Below are 16,043 nucleotides of genomic sequence, written 5' to 3' on the forward strand. Positions count from 1 at the left end.
ACTCAGGCCTCCCGGAAGTAGAAGGGGTAGACGTAGTTGCCGGTCTGGTTGGTGGCCCGCACGCGATAGTCGATCTCGACGTCGAGGCGGCCGGCCGCCAGGCCGGTCGTGCCGGCCACCACCCGCAGGACGTCGATGCGGGCCTCGTAGGTCCGCAGGGCGTCCTCCACCTCGCGCCGCAGCCGGGCGATCAGCTGTGTGCTGACCGCCGCGAACACCAGGTCGTGGATGCCGCATCCGAAGTCCGGGCGCATGACCCGCTCGCCCTTGGCCGTCGCCAGGATCAGGTGGATCGACTGGCGCACGTCCTCGTCCCCGCCGACCGTCTCGATCCCGCGCGCGCCGACCCGGACCGGGAAGGCCCAGCCGGTGCCGAGGAAGTCGTTCGACGACAGGTCGAGGGTGGTCATGGCTAGCCGATCAGGACCGTCGGAGCGCCCACGGCGATCGCGTTCGGGACGCCGGCCTCGACCACCTGGTCGCCCTGCCGGGCGGCGGGGAGCCCGCCGATGAGGACGGTGGCGCTGCCGACCGTCACGACCCCGCCGACATGGGGCTTCCCCGCGTCGGACAGCGGGCAGGTGTGGACGTCCGAGCCGGCCCGCCACGCCGGCATGCCGCCGATGAGCACCATCGGCGATCCCGGTCCCGGTCCCAGCGGCGTGCCGTGACTGGTCTGGTCGCCCACCCGTGCGGCTGGTTGTCCCATATCTCCTCCTAGTTGATCTGGACCGTCGCGCCCTTGAGCGTGAGGGTGCCGCTCGCCTTGACCTCCAGTGACGCGTCGGCGTGGATCGTGACCGCCGGCGCATGGAGGTCGAGCTTCTGCGTCGCCTTGATCTCGACCGTTCCCGAGGCCCCGATCGAGATGGAGTTGCCGTTGCCGGCGTCCACGACCACGCCGTCCTTGTCGAGCCGGAGGCGGGCACCGTCCTTCAGCTCCAGGTCGATTTCCGGCGCGGCGGTGTCGTCAACGAAGCGCAGCCGGTGGCCCGATCGGCTGTGGATCAATCGCTCGTCGTTCTTGCCGCCGTCGTTGCTGGCCGGCGGCATGGCCTTGCCGTTCCAGAGCGAGCCGACCACGAACAGGTGAGAGGGGTCACCGGCCTCAGCGATGACGAGCACCTCGTCGTCGACCTCTGGCAGGAAGTAGGTGCCCGTGCCGTCACCGGCCATGGGGACGGCCAGCCGGGCCCAGTAGCTCGTGGCCCCCTCCTCGTACCAGGGCAGCCGCACCCGGACGCGGGCCAGGCCGTCGGGATCGCGGTTGTCGGTCACGACGCCGGTCATGGCGCCGCTGAGATACCCGTCCGCCTCGCGCTCGGGCCCGTTCGATCCACCGAAGATGTCCTTCATCGCACCGTTGTCTCCTGCACCTTGAAGGTCGTCTTGTAGCCGCCGCCGTCGATCGTGTGCGTGGCCTCGGAGACCCAGTACGTCTTGCTGAAGCCCTGACCCATCCCGCCGAGCTCGACGTTGACGTCGGGCACGATCTCGGGCAGCCCGATGCACTCGCCGCTGCCGGTGACGAAGTCCTGCGCGCGCTCGTCGAGGAGCGCCTTCGCGCGCTCATCCGCCTCGGCCTGCGTGTGCACGGGTGCGCGCACGCTGAGGAGCGGCGTGGACGAGAGCGCCTTCCCGACACGCTCGCTGCCGCTCGAGGCCCCGCTGTCGCGCCCGGTCTCGTCGCCGCGACCCGCCTTGCCCACGATCTCCTTGCCCTCGGTCGCCGACCGCGCGTGCACCCGGACCTCGCTGACCTGCCGCGCGAGATTCGCCTCCGGGGCAAACGAGACGAGCCCGAAGCCCCACGACAGCGACACGACGGCGCTGTCGTGCTGGTGCCGTGAACCGAAGTACAGCTCGTCGCCGCGTAGGTAGAAGGTCGCCTTGTTGCGCTCGGCGAGGGACTCGATGAACGCCATGTCCGTTTGCTGGCTCTGGTCGATGCGCTTCTGCACCGGCGTCGTGCGCTCGGGGTCCGCCTTGAGGCCCCGGTTCCGCGCCACGTCCGTCACGGCGGTGCTGTCGGGTTCGTCCTCCCAGTTCCTCGTGCTCTTGCCGATCGTCAACGGGTACAGCGCGTCGAAGCCCTTGACCATCAGCTCGGGGGTGCCGCCCGCGGCGAAGCTCGTCGACAGCTCGGTCACGAGCCCTGACAGCTCGAGACTCGGTCCCTCGCCATAGCCCAGGCGGACCCGGATGGGACTTCCGAAGGCGAACAGCTCGAACAGGTCGATCGGCTTGTCACCGCGCATGGCCACGAACTCCCGGCGCTCCAGGTCGAAGGAGTTGGCCACGGTGAAGGAGAACTGACCCGGTGAGCGCTCCTTCAGGTCCAGCTGCACGTTCGACACGGTCAGGAAGAGCTCGCGGACGACGTCGCGCTCCCCCACGAGCACGGTGAAGGTGGGGACGTAGAAGTCCGCGTGCTGGCGCGAGAGCTGGTCAAGTGCCTTGGCCGCCACGGCGCACCTCCGTCGTCGGGTCGTCGAGCGGTGGAAGCAGCAGGACGGTGCCGGGCGTGAGTCGACCGGGGTCGTCGATCCGGTTGGCCCGGGCGATGTGGCGCCAGTGGGCCACATCGCCGTACTCGCGGTCGGCGAGCAGCCACAGGCTGTTCGGCCCCTCGACCCTGCGGCGCTTGGTCCTGTCGGCGGAGTTCCGCCGCGGCTTCTCGAGCTGCTCCTGGATCGTCCTGTACTGCGTGAACGTGACCGACAGCGTGGCGCGCACCGGGGTGCCGTCCGCAAGGAACATCGTGAACCGCAGGCTGGCCTTCTCGATGACCGCTGTGAACAGGAAGACGCCCCACGAGAACCTCACGACAGGCGGTGCGTGGAGGTCGCCGTTGACGTGGACGAGATCCGTGAGCCGACGGGTCCGCTCCGACACGTCCTGGCCCCCGCCGGTATACGTGTCGAAGAGCAGGTCCATGGTGAGGACCTGGGCGTTGCCGTTGACGAACTGGGTGATGGGGTTGTCGAGGCCCGGCGGGGCGGTCTGGCCGAAGCTGGCGGAGTGCTCGACGTTGTACTCCGTCGGGTTGAAGAGCACCTCGATGACGGTGCCCTTCGCGCTGCCTTTCAGGACCTCGACCGTCGCCCGGGTCAGCTGCTGCTTCATGACCGCTCACGCCCGCCCGTGTCGCTCGCGCTCGGTCCGGGAGCGCTTCTCGAACCGGCGCCACAGCTCGCGGTCGAGTCGGTCGATGTCGATGGCCGGTTGGGCGACGGAGGGCTTCGCCTCCGGCACCGGGGCCTGGGCTGCGGCGGCCTCCCTCGACGGCTCCTGCCGGTAGACGGTGGGGACGGGCGCGACGTGCCTGTCGTGGCGCCGACCTGACGGTGTGGAGCCGGCGAGGGCGAGGTCGACCCGCGGCCGGGACCGTCCGGCCGTCGCAACCTCGTCGGAGAAGTGCTGCCGGGCTCCGACCCACCGCCGGGTGGCGGCGGCGCCGGTGACCCGTCGATCCCGCCCGGGATCAGCGACGGAGAGACTGCTGTGCGGGCGTGGGCCGAGGGGCGTCCCGGAAGCCGTTCGCCACGGTTGACCCGGCTCACCCATCACTCCGACGGCTGCGAGCGGCTGCCCGGATCGACGGGCGGCGGATGTCCCCCCATGGGCCGGGGACACCGGCTGCGTTGACGTGCCGCGCGTCATGTACCCGGGTCGCCCGGAGCCGGGACGGGCGTCGATGGTCGTACCGGGCCGTGCCGTCGGCGTGACGACCACGGTCGCCTTCGGAGGCGCTGCCCGCCCGGCGAGCCGGAGGACGCCGGTCGTTCCCATGGGCCGGTCGGCGCGGCGCCTGAGCGAGCGCGCTGGCATCGGCGACGCCGGCCACGACCACGCGAGCTGCGACGCCACGTCGGAACGGGCGTCGGCGGTCGAGGCAGGAGCGCCGCGCTCGGCTACAGCGTCGTGCGCGAGCTGCCGCACGAGCGCGGCGTTGGTGACGAACTGCTGGAGGACCACCGTGAAGCGGGGCGCGAGCGTCACGGACACCTGATCCGCCGCGCGGATCGTGGGACGCTGCGGCGAGGCGTGCGCCCGTGGACGGCGCAGGACGAGCGCCACCGGGCGCCGCCGTACCCGCCGGTGGCGGGTCATCCGTCCGAGCCGGCGCATCGGGACCATCGGGCGGCTCATCGGCGCCGGATCCCGTGGTGCACGAGCTCGACGGACTCGGTGGCGATCGTCCCGGCCACCGCGTCGAGGTCCGCTCCCGTCCACTTGGCGGGGAAGGCGTCCTGGCAGACCCACCGCCAGGCCTCCCGACCGGATTCGTCGAGCAGCTCGATCGTGACGTCGCGCCGCGTGACCGACCCGTCGATCACCTCCTGGTGCCAGTCCCACAGCGTCGTGTCGACGAGGCCCTGCTGCAGGGTCAGTGGCGGAAAGGTCGTCTTCACGACGAGCTGGTGCTCGAAGTCGTTCACCCCGCCCTCGCGGTACGGCTCGACGGTCGTCTGCCTCTCGATCCCGCCGACCGACCGGAAGCCGCCCTGGACGAGACCCTGGATCTCGATCCGGAAGCGGAAGGCCCGGTACGGGTCGGGGCGCGTCATGTCACGCCCTCACGTCACGTCGAGCAGGCTCGGTGCCCGCTCGTTGAAATGCAGGTTGATCGCCGAGATCTCCTCGCACCATCGGCGCCGCTCGCCGTGCTCGAGGGCCATCAGCGTGTCGCGTGACCAGTGGAAGTGGATGGCGATGAAGGCCATCTCCTCGTACAGCTGGTCAACGGGGTAGAGCATCATCGGTCGCCACCTCCGACCGCCTCCAGCCCGTAGAGCGCGGCGAGGTCGTCGGCCCCGGCCAGGGCGACCTGGTCGGGGTCGCCGTTGAGTCGCTCGTAGAGCGCCTGGAGATGACCCAGGTCGGACGCGAACAGCCCCTCGACGACCTTGGTGTTGATCGACGGCAGCGACCCCATCCGCGTGATGACCCGCGCCAGCACGATGATCGTGAGGTAGGCGGGGTTCTGCTGCACCCGCGGGTCCTTGAGCGGCAGGATCTCGTCCGCTGCGGTCGCCAGGCGCATGACGCCGTCCCGGTGCAGGACGCCCTCGTCGTCCACGTAGCCCTTCGGCAGGGTGAACTCGACCTCGGTCTGGAACATCTCGGTGCCTCCTCCGACTCACTGGATTCTCTTGATGCCCTCGTTGCACAGCTCGAGGGTGTCGATGGCGACCTCGTTGCCCTTGCCGTTCAGGTCGGTCGGGTCGTACTTGCACGGCCAGGCCTTCGTCAGCTCCCAGGCCGCCTTGTCCTGCCCGGCCTCGTCCTGCAGCCGGATCACCACGTTGCGCCGCGCCTCGTCGAGCGGGGTGGCGCCGTCGACGACCAGCTGGTGCCAGTCGGCGACCTCGCTGGAGGAAGTGACGCCCCACTTGAGCGTGACGTTCGCGTACTTGGTGAGGCCGTTGAGCTTGCGGACCGTGGTGACCTCGTCGCCCTCGCGGTACTCGATCGGCTCGTTGGACAGGTCACCGATGGCGACCTCCGCGAACCCGGCCTGCTGGATCTGATCGATCTCCAACCGGTAGCGGAAGTTCCTCAGGGGGTCTTCCCGTGTCATGACTGCTCCGTTCTCCGATGGCGCGGGTGGCTCAGGTCGTGGCTTCCTGCGTCTGCTGGAAGATGCGGAAGATCACGAACTCGGCGGGTCGGACGGGCGCGATGCCGATCTCGACGATCAGGCGGCCGTTCAGGATGTCGTCTTCGGTCATGGTGTCCCGCCCGACCGAGACGGTGAACGCCTCCTCCTCCTTCTCCCCGAGCAGCGCTCCCTCGCGCCACTGCGTGCGCAGGAAGAGGGTGATGGTCTGCTTCACCCGCGCCCACAGCCGCGGGTCGTTGGGCTCGAACACCACCCACTGGGTTGAGAAGTAGATCGAGGCCTCCAGGAAGATGAACAGCCGCCGCACGTTCACGTACTTCCACAGCGGGTCGCTCGACAGCGTCCTGGCGCCCCACACGCGGATCCCGCGTCCGGGGAAGCGCCGGATGGCGTTCACGCCCTTGGGGTTGAGCACCTCCTGGGCACCGGTAGTGACCTCGTACTCCAGGTCGATGGCGTCGGCGACGACCTCGTTAGCCGGTGCTTTCCACACGCCGGTCGTGTTGTCGCTGAGGGCGTAGATGCCGCACACCGCTCCCCCGGGTGGGACCTTCTTCCGGGCGCCGTTGCGCGGATCGCTGATGAACATCCACGGGTAGTAGAACGCGCCGTACTGGGTGTCCTGCACGGTGTCGCGGGGTTCCAGGGCATCGCTGACGCCCTGCTCCGGGGGTGCGTCGATGACGGCGAAGCGGAACCGGTTCCGCTCGCAGTGCGTGACCACCGCCTTGGCGACCGCCTTCTCCGCAGCGGGAGCGTGGACGATCGCGACGTCCCGGTAGCGGTCCAGGCCCAGCGCGGCGAGGCCGGTGCGGTCGTTCGGGTCGTCCTTCATGCCCTCGAAGTCGCCGACGGTGACGGCGTTGTCGTCTACGCCGCCTTCGAGTGCGGCCGATCCCGCGATGCCGGCCACCGACGCGGGGACCGCGGCGCCCTCGACGAACTCGATGAACGAGGAGTTGCCACCGGCCACCGGGTTGCTGCCGTTCACCCGCTTGAGGAAGTACGACGGCGAGGTGGGCTCCAGGCGCAGGTCGTCGAAGACCTCCGACGCGCTCGCCTCGGGACCGGGCAGCGGGACCCCCGCGGCGACGGCGCCGCGGTCGTAGGGGACGCCGGGCTGGTCCTTGTCCCAGTACCAGACCCGCAGCCGGAACCCGAGCGCCTCCTGATTTTGGCCCTTCGTCTTGGCCTCGTCGATCGTGAGCCAGACACGGTTGTAGGCGGTCCCCACACCCGTCGCCCTCAGGCTCAGGCCCGCGACGGTGACGGCGGCCCGGGCGGCGTTGTCCCCGCTAATGCGGGCGATGTAGGCGCGGCGACCGCGGTTCTCGAAGAAGCTCCGTACCGAGTACGGCAGGTAGGCCGCATCGTCGAAGATGCCGCCGAAGTAGCGCACGTACTCGCTGTAGCTGGTGACGAGGCGGGGTCGGCTCGGACCGCGCTCGGCGGCGCCGAGGAACGCGGCCGTGCTGGTGGCCACCCCCTCGATCGGCCTGGGTCCGCGCTCAATCTCCTCGACGTAGACCCCGGGAGCTAGGTACTCAGGCATGGGGTGCCTCCTGGGCAGTGGGTGGGTGGGTCGGTTGGATGGGTGGGCGGCCGCGACGTTCGCGGCGTGAAGTCGTTGCGGGCGCGGGAGTCGGCCATGGTCAGGCCCCTTCCGTGAACGGCGGCTCGTTGTTGCCGTCGAGGTCCAGGGGCTCGGAGAACACGTGCTCGCGCCCGGGCCGGAGCGGCACGACGAGGTCGCGCTGCGGGGTACCGCCGCGGTTGAGGGTGATCGTCGTGTCGACCTCGGCGGTCAGGTCGCCGTCGTCGGGTGGCTCCAGGGAGAGGGCCACGGCGAAGCTCCCGCTGCGATCGGTGATTCCGACGAACGTGGGATCGCCGTCCGCCGGTGCACCGCCGTCGGACCGGTCGGGCACCGCCGCGACCTCGAGGCCGGAGGCCGACGCGTCCGCGGCACTCCGGGTGATCACGCCGCGCACCACCGTCGCGCCCGCGTCGATCGGCGAGTCCGGCCGGCTCGACAGCCATACGACCCTTCGCCGCGCGGCCGCCTGGGGCTGGAACGCCAGGGTGAACGGACCGGCGTAGCCCGCCGCGGTCGGGTCGATCCGGAACGTGTAGGCCTGCCCGAGTGGCCGGTTCAGGAGCACGAGTGCGCCGCTGAGGCTGCGGACCATGCGGTCCGGCAGCGCTCGCTCGGCGGTCGGGTCCAAGAGCGTCGCGGTCACACCGGACGTCACGGCCCGGCGGCTGGCGCGATCCGCGGGCACCAGGACCGCCGTGACCACGTCGACCTTCGGGTCGAGTGCCGGGAACTCGATGGTGCCGCTCATGGCCCGACCTCCGTGCCGGTGAGCACGCCGCCGCGCAGCCGACGCTCGGTCACGGGAGCCGCCGGGGTTGGCGTCGCGAACGTGATGAACACGGGCGTGGCGAGGTACACGATCGACGACTGGTACGGCGTCGTCGGGAACAGGCCCCACACCCGGCTCATCTCCTCCATCGGGTAGGGCTCAGGCGTGAGCCGCACCGTCTGGCCCGGCAGCACCGGGTCGGTGTAGGTCGGTTGCGCCGCAAGCGCCTGCACGAGCTGCCCCAGCACGCGGAGCTCCACCGGGTCGGCGGCGTTCGGCGGTCGCCGGAAGACCGAGATGACGTAGCGCAGGTCGAGCGGGAGGGCCTCGGACGGGACGAGCAGGTCGTCGGGACCGCCCCCGGGCGGCTCGACGAGGTGCTCGACGTTGCGCAGGTCCCGGTTCGGCTCGACGTGGAAGAGGAACAGTGTGATCGACTCGCCGGCCGTGAGGTCGGAGCTCACCGGCGGTCCGATGTGCACGGTCGACTGGCCCACCGCCGCCTCGATGCGGTTGCGGATCGCCGAGGTCAGGTCGGCGATCGCGTCGGCGCTCATGCCGCACCTGCCCGTGCGGCGCGGGCTTCGAGGGCCCGTCCGGCGTCGAACATGCCGAGCTTGTCCAGCTCACGCCGGGTCGCGGCGAGGATGTGGCGCATCCGGATCGGCCCGTCGTCCACGGCCGCGAAGGCGGCGTGCAGCGCGATCTGCTGGATCGTCCCGCCGGACAGCTGGAGCCGCCGCCCGAGGAAGCCGAAATCGATGTCGTCCGCAAGCGGAGCACGTTCCGGGAAGGCGTGCTGCCAGATGACCTCACGCGCCGCGGCGTCGGGCAGGGGGAAGTCGACAAGGAACCGCAGGCGTCGAAGGAAAGCGTCGTCGATGTTCTGCTTCAGGTTCGTCGTGAGGATGGCGATGCCCTCGAACGCCTCCATGCGCTGGAGGAGGTAGGCGACCTCCACGTTGGCATGGCGGTCGTGGGCATCCTTGACCTCGGAGCGCTTGCCGAACAGCGCGTCGGCTTCGTCGAACAGGAGCAGTGCGCCGCGCCCTTCGGCGACGCGGAAGGCGGCGTCTATGTTCTTCTCCGTCTCGCCGAGGTACTTGGACACGGTTTTCGAGAGGTCGACGAGCAGCAGCTCGACGCCCAGCTCGAGGGCGAGGACCTGGGCCGCCATCGTCTTGCCCGTGCCGCTGGGGCCGCTGAACAGCGCCGACACGCCTCGGCCGTAGGTCAGGCGGTCCACGAAACCCCACCGGTCGAGCACCGAAGCCGACAGCGTGAAGTGCGCCATGATCGACCGAAGCTCCGCCTTGGCCGGGTCCGCCAGGACAAGGTCATCCCAGGCGAACCGCGTCGCGATCGACCGCACGGTCGGCGGCAGGTCATGGCTCCGCTGATCGATAGCGACCTGCCGCAATTGCCGAGCGATCGGCTCATCCGCCTCGAGCGGCTGTACTGCGAACCGGGCGACGGCGTTGGCTATCTCCGACGGGCCGAGTGGAAGCGTCGTTGCTAGGGCCGTGGCGTCGACCTCGGAGAGGACGAGACCGCTGTTGGCGGCGGCCGACGACCACAGGTCGATGCGCTCCCCCACGTCCAGCTCGGGCCGACGTAGTACGACCGCCGGGCAGTCCGACTCGATGTCGGGACTCGGTCCGTCGTACACCACCGCGACGACGGTCCCAGCGAACGACCGGAGCGCCTCTCCGAGGCGCCGGTGGTCAGGCGCGGTGAGCTCGCCCACTCCCCGCAGGTGGAGGCCGGCGCCTGTCATGGCGGCGAGGCACAACCAACTCGTGATGGCGTCGTCGATCGGACGCCCGTCCGCGACAGCGGCGAGGTCACCGTCGACGAGCGTGAGGCCCGTCGCGGCCGCGACACGCTCGAACCACCCGCCAGCCGGTTCAGCGAGGCGCACGAGCGCGGTGCCATCAGCCCCTGCAATCGCGGCCTCCAACTGCTGGGCCGCGCGCTGCTCCGCACCGGCCGCAGCGACCACACCGCGGGACCGCACGAGGCGCGCACCCGTCGCCCGGGCCGCGGCGTCGATCGTGGGCGAGAACAACGACGCGATCAACGCGGGCAGGGGTAGGAGACCCGCCTCGACCACAGGCACCGTGGGGTCGCGTCGATCCGGCACGAGGAGCCGCCGGCCGAGGAGCGACCCTGTCGCCTCGAGCTCCTGCCGGCACCGCCACGCACCGAACCGCGACTCGCCGAGCTCGTCCAGTAAGGTGACGCTCGGCCTGCGGCGGTTCAGATCGTCGTGCAGCACCCCGATCGCAACCCCGAAGCGAGCATCAAGTTCCGGCGCGAGCGCGACCAGCAGGGCACGCAACTCCCCGTCGCTGAGAGCGAAGCTCCTGGCCGCCGCGGCGAGGACGGCAGGCAGACCGCGCCGGTCAACGATGACGCCACGATCCGTATCAGCGAATCGAGCACGCAGTTCGTCGGCGGTGTTGTTCTCGAGGCCCAGACCAGCGAGCGCGTCACTCGGCGACGCGGTCCAACCCGCGAAGGAGGGCTCGTTGGCCCCCTCGGCGCGCTCCCGCAGCCGGACGCCAAGCACCAGGCTGAGCCACGTCGTCACCGACGTGAGGTCGACAGAAGCCGGATGGTCGACAGAAGCCGGATCAGAACGGATCGAGGGGACTGCCGTCGAGTCGAGGCCGCGGCTCGATTCCGGGCGGGGTGGTTGGGCGTCGAGATTGAGGGGCGAGGTGGGGTCTTGGACCTCGGCGGACCCACTGGCGTGGGAGGGGTCGACGAGGTGCAGTCGCGCGATTGGGCGCGTGCCCGCGCCCGCGCGGTCCGGCACACCCAGCTCCTCGATAAGTCGCACGAGGTGCTGCGCGCCGGGGTCGTCGACGGTCATCACTGCCCGGCGACCGGCGTCGTCGAGGAGGACGACGGAGAGCTGACCGGCACGGTCCAGGAGATCGAGCGCCCAGCGCAGGTCGATCCCCTCGGCTATGACCACGACGGGGCCGTCCTCGAGGAGCAGGTCGTCCACGGCGGCGTGGTCCGCCGCTTCGACCGTGTCGAACCGCCCCGAGCCCGCGAGGAACATCCTGAGCCCGTTCGCGAAGGGCGTGCTGGCGAACGGCCCTGCGAGGATCGCGCGCGTTCGGCTCATGGACGGGCCCTTCAGAGAAGGTCAACTCGATCGCCCGATTCTCCGGCGGGTCTCCATCGCCGAACCATGGATCGGAGGATCCAAAACCGATGCAGAGTGGGTTCAGCCGAGGGACAGATCCACGCGCTCGGATCACCCGAAGGGGCGTGCGACACGTCCGCGTTGACCACCGGCGGCTGGGGCCGGAAACCGCTTCTGACGGCAGTGGTCAACGTCGCAGCCGCGAGTAGGCACCACCCACCATGAGGGCGACGAACGCCACCACTGTGAAGATGAAGAAGACCTCGAAGACGGGCGCCAGGCGGTCCGGCTGAGCAGGCCTCGCATGACGCCGGCCGTAGGTAGCCAGGCGCCAGAGACGATGACTCCAGGGAGGCCGCCCACCGGTCGATGGCGAACTTGCCGCGCCGCTGGAGGCGTCCGACTCATCGGGGGGCGTTCGACCTCGGGAACGAGGTCGAGCCACCCGTACTGCCAGGCGATGACGTCCGTGGTCCTCCAACTGCGACTGGCATATCCACCGTAGAGCACAACGATGTAGGCGCCGGCCAAGGAAATGGCCGCACCGACTGCGGCGATCACGGCCGATTGCCGTCGTTCGTCCCGACTGACACTCTCGGTGAACAGAAAATGTGTTGTGAGGTAGGCGAGAATGGCCGCGGCGAATCTGAGCAGCCACGAGGCGACGGTGACCATCTTGCTCTCGTCGTCGCTGCCCGAGCTCGCGTGGTGCCTCCCAATCTCCACGCCTTGGTTACTCTCGCGTCCAGCGAGATGGCCGGCTGGCTCGACATGCTGGCCGGGAGGGAGAGCGCCCTCGTTTGCCCACGCCAGCAGCACCCAATCGCCCCGGTCCTGCTTGCGCATGTAAAGGCGGACATCGTGGAACCGACCGTGCGTGCTGTCGTCACTCGTGTCGGCAGGCTTCACGATGCTCGACACAATGGCGCGATCGTGAGACAGCAATTCGATCGCGAGCACCTCGCTGTGACGCTGCGAATGCGAGGGACGGGCCGAAATGAATTCCGCGCCTTTGAAGACTTGCCATTCGCTCCGCGGTATGCAAAGGCCGGTGCGAGGAGTGGTTTAAGGGACTCGCGATCACCGCTTGTCTCGGCCTTAGAAATGGTTCAGGTCTTTCAGTTGCTCGAGGTCGCCCCTGGACTTCGCCCCAGCCTGACTGTGGGCATTCCACGTCACCCACGCGTCACAGGCATGACACGGTCCCCACGGCCGGTGACGCGCGTGTAACGGGAGCCGCCGAGAGTCTGCCCGTGGACCTCGACCGGCCCTTGCCCCGGCTCCCCCGGAGTGCGGTTGACCTCGGTGCGCGACGGCCTCCCTGCGCGATGGTCGCCCGGTGACTGGGGCTACGCACTCCTCACCCCACGACCTGATCGTGGTGCTTCGGCTGTGGACGGAGGCTCACGACCCGCGGCCGCGCGCTCGGCTGCTCGTCGGCGCGGTCGAGCCTGGCGAACCGTTGATCGGCACCATCGCGATCCTGGAGGCCGTGGAGTCAGTGGTGCGCTCGTTCGAGAAGGAGGGGTGAGCCCGGGCCTGACCGGCGGATGAGGCGATGGTGACGCGGGTGCGGCGTTCGTGGTGACGGCCCGGAAGTGCTCGCTCTGGCATCGTGACCACTTCGCTAGCGACCGAGGGGGGCGGAATGCCCGACGTACGACTCCACTTGCTCGGCGGGTTCGAGCTCACCATCGACGGGCAGCAGGCCCCCACCCTGCAGCCCAGCACGCAACGGCTCCTCGCCTTCGTGGCCTTGACCGCGCGCGGCGTGGAGCGGGACTTCGCGGCCCTGCAGCTGTGGCCGGACAGCACCGAGGAGCGCGCGCGGGCGAGCTTGCGCTCGACCCTGTGGCGACTCCGGAGACTGCCCGTGGAACTGATCGAGACCACGCCGACGCGGCTACGACTAGCCGAGTCGGTGTGGGTCGACACCCGTGACGGCGTCGGCGAGATCACGGCCAGCGCGAACTGCGGGTTGGATGGTCCGGTGGCGTTCGACTCCCTGTTCATCGACCTCCTCCCGGATTGGTACGACGACTGGCTGACCATCGAGCGCGAGCGGCTGCGCCAGCTGATTCTGCGGGTGCTCGAGTCCAGGGCGAGAGGGGCGCTGGCTCGCGGCGACCCCGCGGAGGCGATCCAGCTCGGCTTGACGGCGATGGCGATCGACCCCATGCGGGAGGTCACCTGCAGGCTGGTGATGGAGGCCCACCTGTCCGAGGGCAACGAGTACGACGCTCAGCGGACTCTGGACGGCTACCGGCGTCGACTGGCGTCCGACTCCCGGGTCTCCGTGTCGGCCGACACGGAGACGCTCCTGGACCGGGTGCGCACACCCGCCGTCCCCGGTCGGGTCAGTCAGTGACGCCGTCGCCGGCTCAACGCCGGGCCATCAGCGCGTCCAGCGCCGGAGTGGGGCGGATCGCGAGGTCTCTCCAGAGCAGGTCGCGGAAGCTTTCGAACTGGCGCCGCGCGTCCGCGGCGTTACCCTCAGCCAGGTGAGCCTCGATCAGCACACGCTGGGCGCTCTCCCGCAACGGGTCCGCGGCGACGGCGGCCAGGCCGGCCTCGACGGCTTCCGCGTGCCAACCCTGGCGGCGCAGACGCACCGACAGCGCCTCGATGGCGTGGATCCGCAGTTGCCGCACCCGCTCACGCTCGATGACGACCCAGTCCTCATCCCAGTGAGGCAGGACGTCTCTGGAGAGCAGGTCCAACAGCTCGGCGGGCGCTGCAGGCTGGTCGGTGCCCCCGGCGCAGGAGATGTCGAGAAGCTCACGGGCCCTCTGCAAGACCTCGGCGAGGTCGACCGACACTTCCCCGCAAAGAGACAGCTGGTCCTTTCGCGCGACGATCACCCGTTCCCTGATGACGTGCAGCTTCCACAGCGCAGCCCTGAGATTCGCGATTGCTCGCTGGTCGGTCGCTTCGCGCCACAGGCTGCGCGCGACCTGGGTGCGCGGCTGCGGTCGTATGTGCAGGCCAAGGAAGGCCAGCACCCGCTGGCTGCTCGTCGGGACATGTACAGCGTCCCCATCGATGACCAGCTCGAAGCCGCTGAGCAGGCTGAGTCGAACCGGGTAGGTCACGCGCACTGGCCCCGTCGGTGTGGTAGCTGGGTGCCCTGGACCACCGGGGCCGGATGGCCCGAGCCGAGCCCATTGAGCGCCCATATCGAATCGCCCCCGAGGCATCCGTCGTCTAGGCGGCGTGCCGCGACTCGCCCGACACCCCTCCCCGTGAGTGGTGACAAATTGACAATTTACACGATGCCGTCAGGCGAAGTGGTAGTCAATGGATCAGATCTGAGCAGGGACCCGAATCACGCCGGTCCACCAGTTGTGCTGCCTGTCATTCGATCGTCGCCCTTTGCCGCGCGGTGTCCAGGGCGGAAATACATTTCACCGGGTCAAGCAAGGGTTTGAAAGCCTGAACGACAAGCCAGGGACGCTGGCCGGTGGATTCACGGTCTGGTGTTGGTCGGCGATGAGAGCGATAATTGCGATGGGGGCGGGCGGTTCGTTCACGTCGGATCATTCGGGGGTCGTTCCCGGCAGCCACGATCGTGGACGTGATCGACATGAATGCACAAGAGTCGAGCAAAGCACAGGAGCAGGCGGAAGCGGCGTTTGTTCCGACGCTGTTGGCGGTGGTCGGCTCGGTGGCCGGGACACTCGTCACCGTTGCGCTGGACAAGTCGCCGACCGTCAAGCTGATCGGAGCCGCGTTGGGCGCGGCCATCCCGCCGCTGATCGCCACCGCCGGGAAGTTCTCTCGACTCCGACTCTTCGGAGGGATCGTTGCCGCCGTCGTCGCGCTGGTGCTGACGTACGTCGGATTCTCGGTCCCGGAAACGGCGCTCGGGATGGTGAACACGTTCCCCGTGCCGCCGGGCGTGAATCCTGCGAACGACCCAACAACAACTCCCACAACCTCCAAGCCCACCACGACCGGCGGGAAGTTTGGGCACTGCGAGGGACAGCTGTGCATCGATGTGCAGCCAAAGCAGGTCCGCTGCACCGGCGATCAATGCGACTCCGAGGTCGTGGTGACGAGTGGCGGAAAGACCCTGCTGAAAATTGGCCTCATCGAGTTCAGAGGCAATATCGCGGAACGTTTCTCCCAGACCGGGAACTGCGAGAAAGAGGATCTGGTCAAACTTCAGGCGTGCTCCATCACGGTGCACATCGAGCCTGGCGAAGGCGGGACTGCTCAGATGCGAATTCATCAGAACCTGAAGGGGCCGGCGTCGATCGTGAGCCTCGAGGCCGACACCTGGATGACGACTCCCCCCACCACCACGCCGGGACTGCCGTTGCCCGGACTTCACCTTGTCCGCAGAACCGCGGTGTTCGGTCGTTCCTGGTGGCCAGATCAGCGGCGCCGACGGCCTGACCCTCTTCGTGACAGTCCGAAACAAAGGTGCGGGTGACTACGACCATCTCGTCCCGTTCAATCTCCTCAGCGATACCGGTCTCGGCGGAGGCGGTCACACTGCCTTCGGCTCAGGATCAGGATCCACCGGTATGCAGGTCGATCTCGCGACGGACGACTACGGGAGATCGCATCGTTGTACGGTGACCGTCGACCCGAACAACGAGATCGCCGAGGAAGACGAGTCGAACAACGTCCTCAGCCTGAGGGTTTCGCTGCCCACTCGCCCCAAACAGGCCAAAGATGTCTTCTGCACACTGATCTGACGAACCCCGGTCGAGGCATTCTGCTGCGACACTGGGTGTCATGACCGGTCTTTCCGCCGGTGGGCTGCGCAAGCCGCTCTTCGTATGGCGATCATCCTGGCCGCCACGGTCATCGCCTGCGAGCTCGCGCTGTCGCCGACCGTTGGGGCGGCGCTGCGGGTGCACTGACCCAGACAGGCAACGGCCTG

19 protein-coding genes are annotated in these 16,043 nt (G+C 69.1%); 4 read left to right on the top strand and 15 right to left on the bottom strand.

All coding sequences use genetic code 11. The annotated features are described in order from the left end of the window. Nucleotides 1-2: 2 nt before the first annotated feature. From EV648_RS41005 to EV648_RS43620, 14 genes are all read right to left on the bottom strand, one after another. Complete coding sequence (locus EV648_RS41005; protein ID WP_132301660.1) at nt 3-410, bottom strand: GPW/gp25 family protein; 408 nt, start codon at nt 408-410, stop codon at nt 3-5. 2 nt (nt 411-412) lie between these two features. Then, complete coding sequence (locus EV648_RS41010; protein ID WP_132301662.1) at nt 413-709, bottom strand: PAAR domain-containing protein; 297 nt, start codon at nt 707-709, stop codon at nt 413-415. Nucleotides 710-717: 8 nt separating this feature from the next. Continuing rightward, nucleotides 718-1,356: a phage baseplate assembly protein V gene (locus EV648_RS41015; protein ID WP_132301664.1), complete on the bottom strand. Its 639-nt coding sequence runs from the start codon at nt 1,354-1,356 to the stop codon at nt 718-720. Beyond that, complete coding sequence (locus tag EV648_RS41020; RefSeq protein WP_132301666.1) at nt 1,353-2,468, bottom strand: phage late control D family protein; 1,116 nt, start codon at nt 2,466-2,468, stop codon at nt 1,353-1,355. Before EV648_RS41020 ends, EV648_RS41015 begins: the two co-directional genes overlap by 4 nt. Next, complete coding sequence (locus tag EV648_RS41025) at nt 2,449-3,126, bottom strand: LysM peptidoglycan-binding domain-containing protein (RefSeq protein WP_132301668.1); 678 nt, start codon at nt 3,124-3,126, stop codon at nt 2,449-2,451. Before EV648_RS41025 ends, EV648_RS41020 begins: the two co-directional genes overlap by 20 nt. A 6-nt stretch (nt 3,127-3,132) precedes the next feature. Beyond that, a complete protein-coding gene (locus EV648_RS41030; protein WP_132301670.1) occupies nt 3,133-4,152 on the bottom strand; it encodes a hypothetical protein in 1,020 nt (339 codons plus the stop codon). Next, the gene (locus EV648_RS41035; protein WP_132301672.1) at nt 4,149-4,571 is read right to left on the bottom strand and encodes a phage tail protein; all 423 of its coding nucleotides are present in this window, start codon (nt 4,569-4,571) and stop codon (nt 4,149-4,151) included. The genes EV648_RS41030 and EV648_RS41035 overlap by 4 nt, the downstream gene beginning before the upstream one ends. Before the next feature lie 9 nt (nt 4,572-4,580). Further along, nucleotides 4,581-4,763: a DUF6760 family protein gene (locus EV648_RS41040; RefSeq protein ID WP_132301674.1), complete on the bottom strand. Its 183-nt coding sequence runs from the start codon at nt 4,761-4,763 to the stop codon at nt 4,581-4,583. After that, the gene (locus EV648_RS41045) at nt 4,760-5,125 is read right to left on the bottom strand and encodes a hypothetical protein (RefSeq protein WP_132301676.1); all 366 of its coding nucleotides are present in this window, start codon (nt 5,123-5,125) and stop codon (nt 4,760-4,762) included. Before EV648_RS41045 ends, EV648_RS41040 begins: the two co-directional genes overlap by 4 nt. An 18-nt stretch (nt 5,126-5,143) precedes the next feature. Beyond that, on the bottom strand, nt 5,144-5,584 hold the full coding sequence (locus EV648_RS41050; RefSeq protein WP_132301678.1) for a phage tail protein: 441 nt from the start codon (nt 5,582-5,584) through the stop codon (nt 5,144-5,146). 31 nt (nt 5,585-5,615) lie between these two features. Next, nucleotides 5,616-7,178, bottom strand: a complete 1,563-nt coding sequence (locus tag EV648_RS41055) for a phage tail sheath family protein (protein WP_132301680.1) — start codon at nt 7,176-7,178, stop codon at nt 5,616-5,618. 100 nt (nt 7,179-7,278) lie between these two features. Beyond that, on the bottom strand, nt 7,279-7,971 hold the full coding sequence (locus EV648_RS41060; protein WP_132301682.1) for a hypothetical protein: 693 nt from the start codon (nt 7,969-7,971) through the stop codon (nt 7,279-7,281). Next, a complete protein-coding gene (locus EV648_RS41065) occupies nt 7,968-8,549 on the bottom strand; it encodes a DUF4255 domain-containing protein (protein WP_132301684.1) in 582 nt (193 codons plus the stop codon). The genes EV648_RS41060 and EV648_RS41065 overlap by 4 nt, the downstream gene beginning before the upstream one ends. Next, entirely contained in the window at nt 8,546-11,131 is a 2,586-nt protein-coding gene (locus tag EV648_RS43620) for an ATP-binding protein (protein WP_199235131.1), read from the bottom strand. The genes EV648_RS41065 and EV648_RS43620 overlap by 4 nt, the downstream gene beginning before the upstream one ends. 1,360 nt (nt 11,132-12,491) lie before the next feature. On the opposite strand from EV648_RS43620, the gene EV648_RS41075 reads away from it, so the two are divergent. Both EV648_RS41075 and EV648_RS41080 read left to right on the top strand, forming a co-directional pair. Continuing rightward, nucleotides 12,492-12,683, top strand: coding sequence for a hypothetical protein (locus EV648_RS41075; protein WP_132301686.1), 192 nt, complete (start codon nt 12,492-12,494; stop codon nt 12,681-12,683). Nucleotides 12,684-12,800: 117 nt separating this feature from the next. Continuing rightward, a complete protein-coding gene (locus EV648_RS41080; protein ID WP_132301688.1) occupies nt 12,801-13,520 on the top strand; it encodes a BTAD domain-containing putative transcriptional regulator in 720 nt (239 codons plus the stop codon). A gap of 13 nt (nt 13,521-13,533) precedes the next feature. On the opposite strand, the gene EV648_RS41085 is transcribed toward EV648_RS41080, so the two are convergent. After that, nucleotides 13,534-14,250, bottom strand: coding sequence for a BTAD domain-containing putative transcriptional regulator (locus EV648_RS41085; protein WP_158294219.1), 717 nt, complete (start codon nt 14,248-14,250; stop codon nt 13,534-13,536). A gap of 476 nt (nt 14,251-14,726) precedes the next feature. On the opposite strand from EV648_RS41085, the gene EV648_RS41090 reads away from it, so the two are divergent. Together EV648_RS41090 and EV648_RS41095 are read left to right on the top strand one after the other, a co-directional pair. Continuing rightward, on the top strand, nt 14,727-15,587 hold the full coding sequence (locus EV648_RS41090; protein ID WP_132301692.1) for a hypothetical protein: 861 nt from the start codon (nt 14,727-14,729) through the stop codon (nt 15,585-15,587). Then, nucleotides 15,559-15,855, top strand: coding sequence for a CARDB domain-containing protein (locus EV648_RS41095; protein WP_158294220.1), 297 nt, complete (start codon nt 15,559-15,561; stop codon nt 15,853-15,855). Before EV648_RS41090 ends, EV648_RS41095 begins: the two co-directional genes overlap by 29 nt. The last annotated feature ends 188 nt before the right edge of the window (nt 15,856-16,043 follow it).

Source organism: Kribbella sp. VKM Ac-2568 (assembly GCF_004345365.1).
Taxonomy (GTDB): domain Bacteria; phylum Actinomycetota; class Actinomycetes; order Propionibacteriales; family Kribbellaceae; genus Kribbella; species Kribbella orskensis.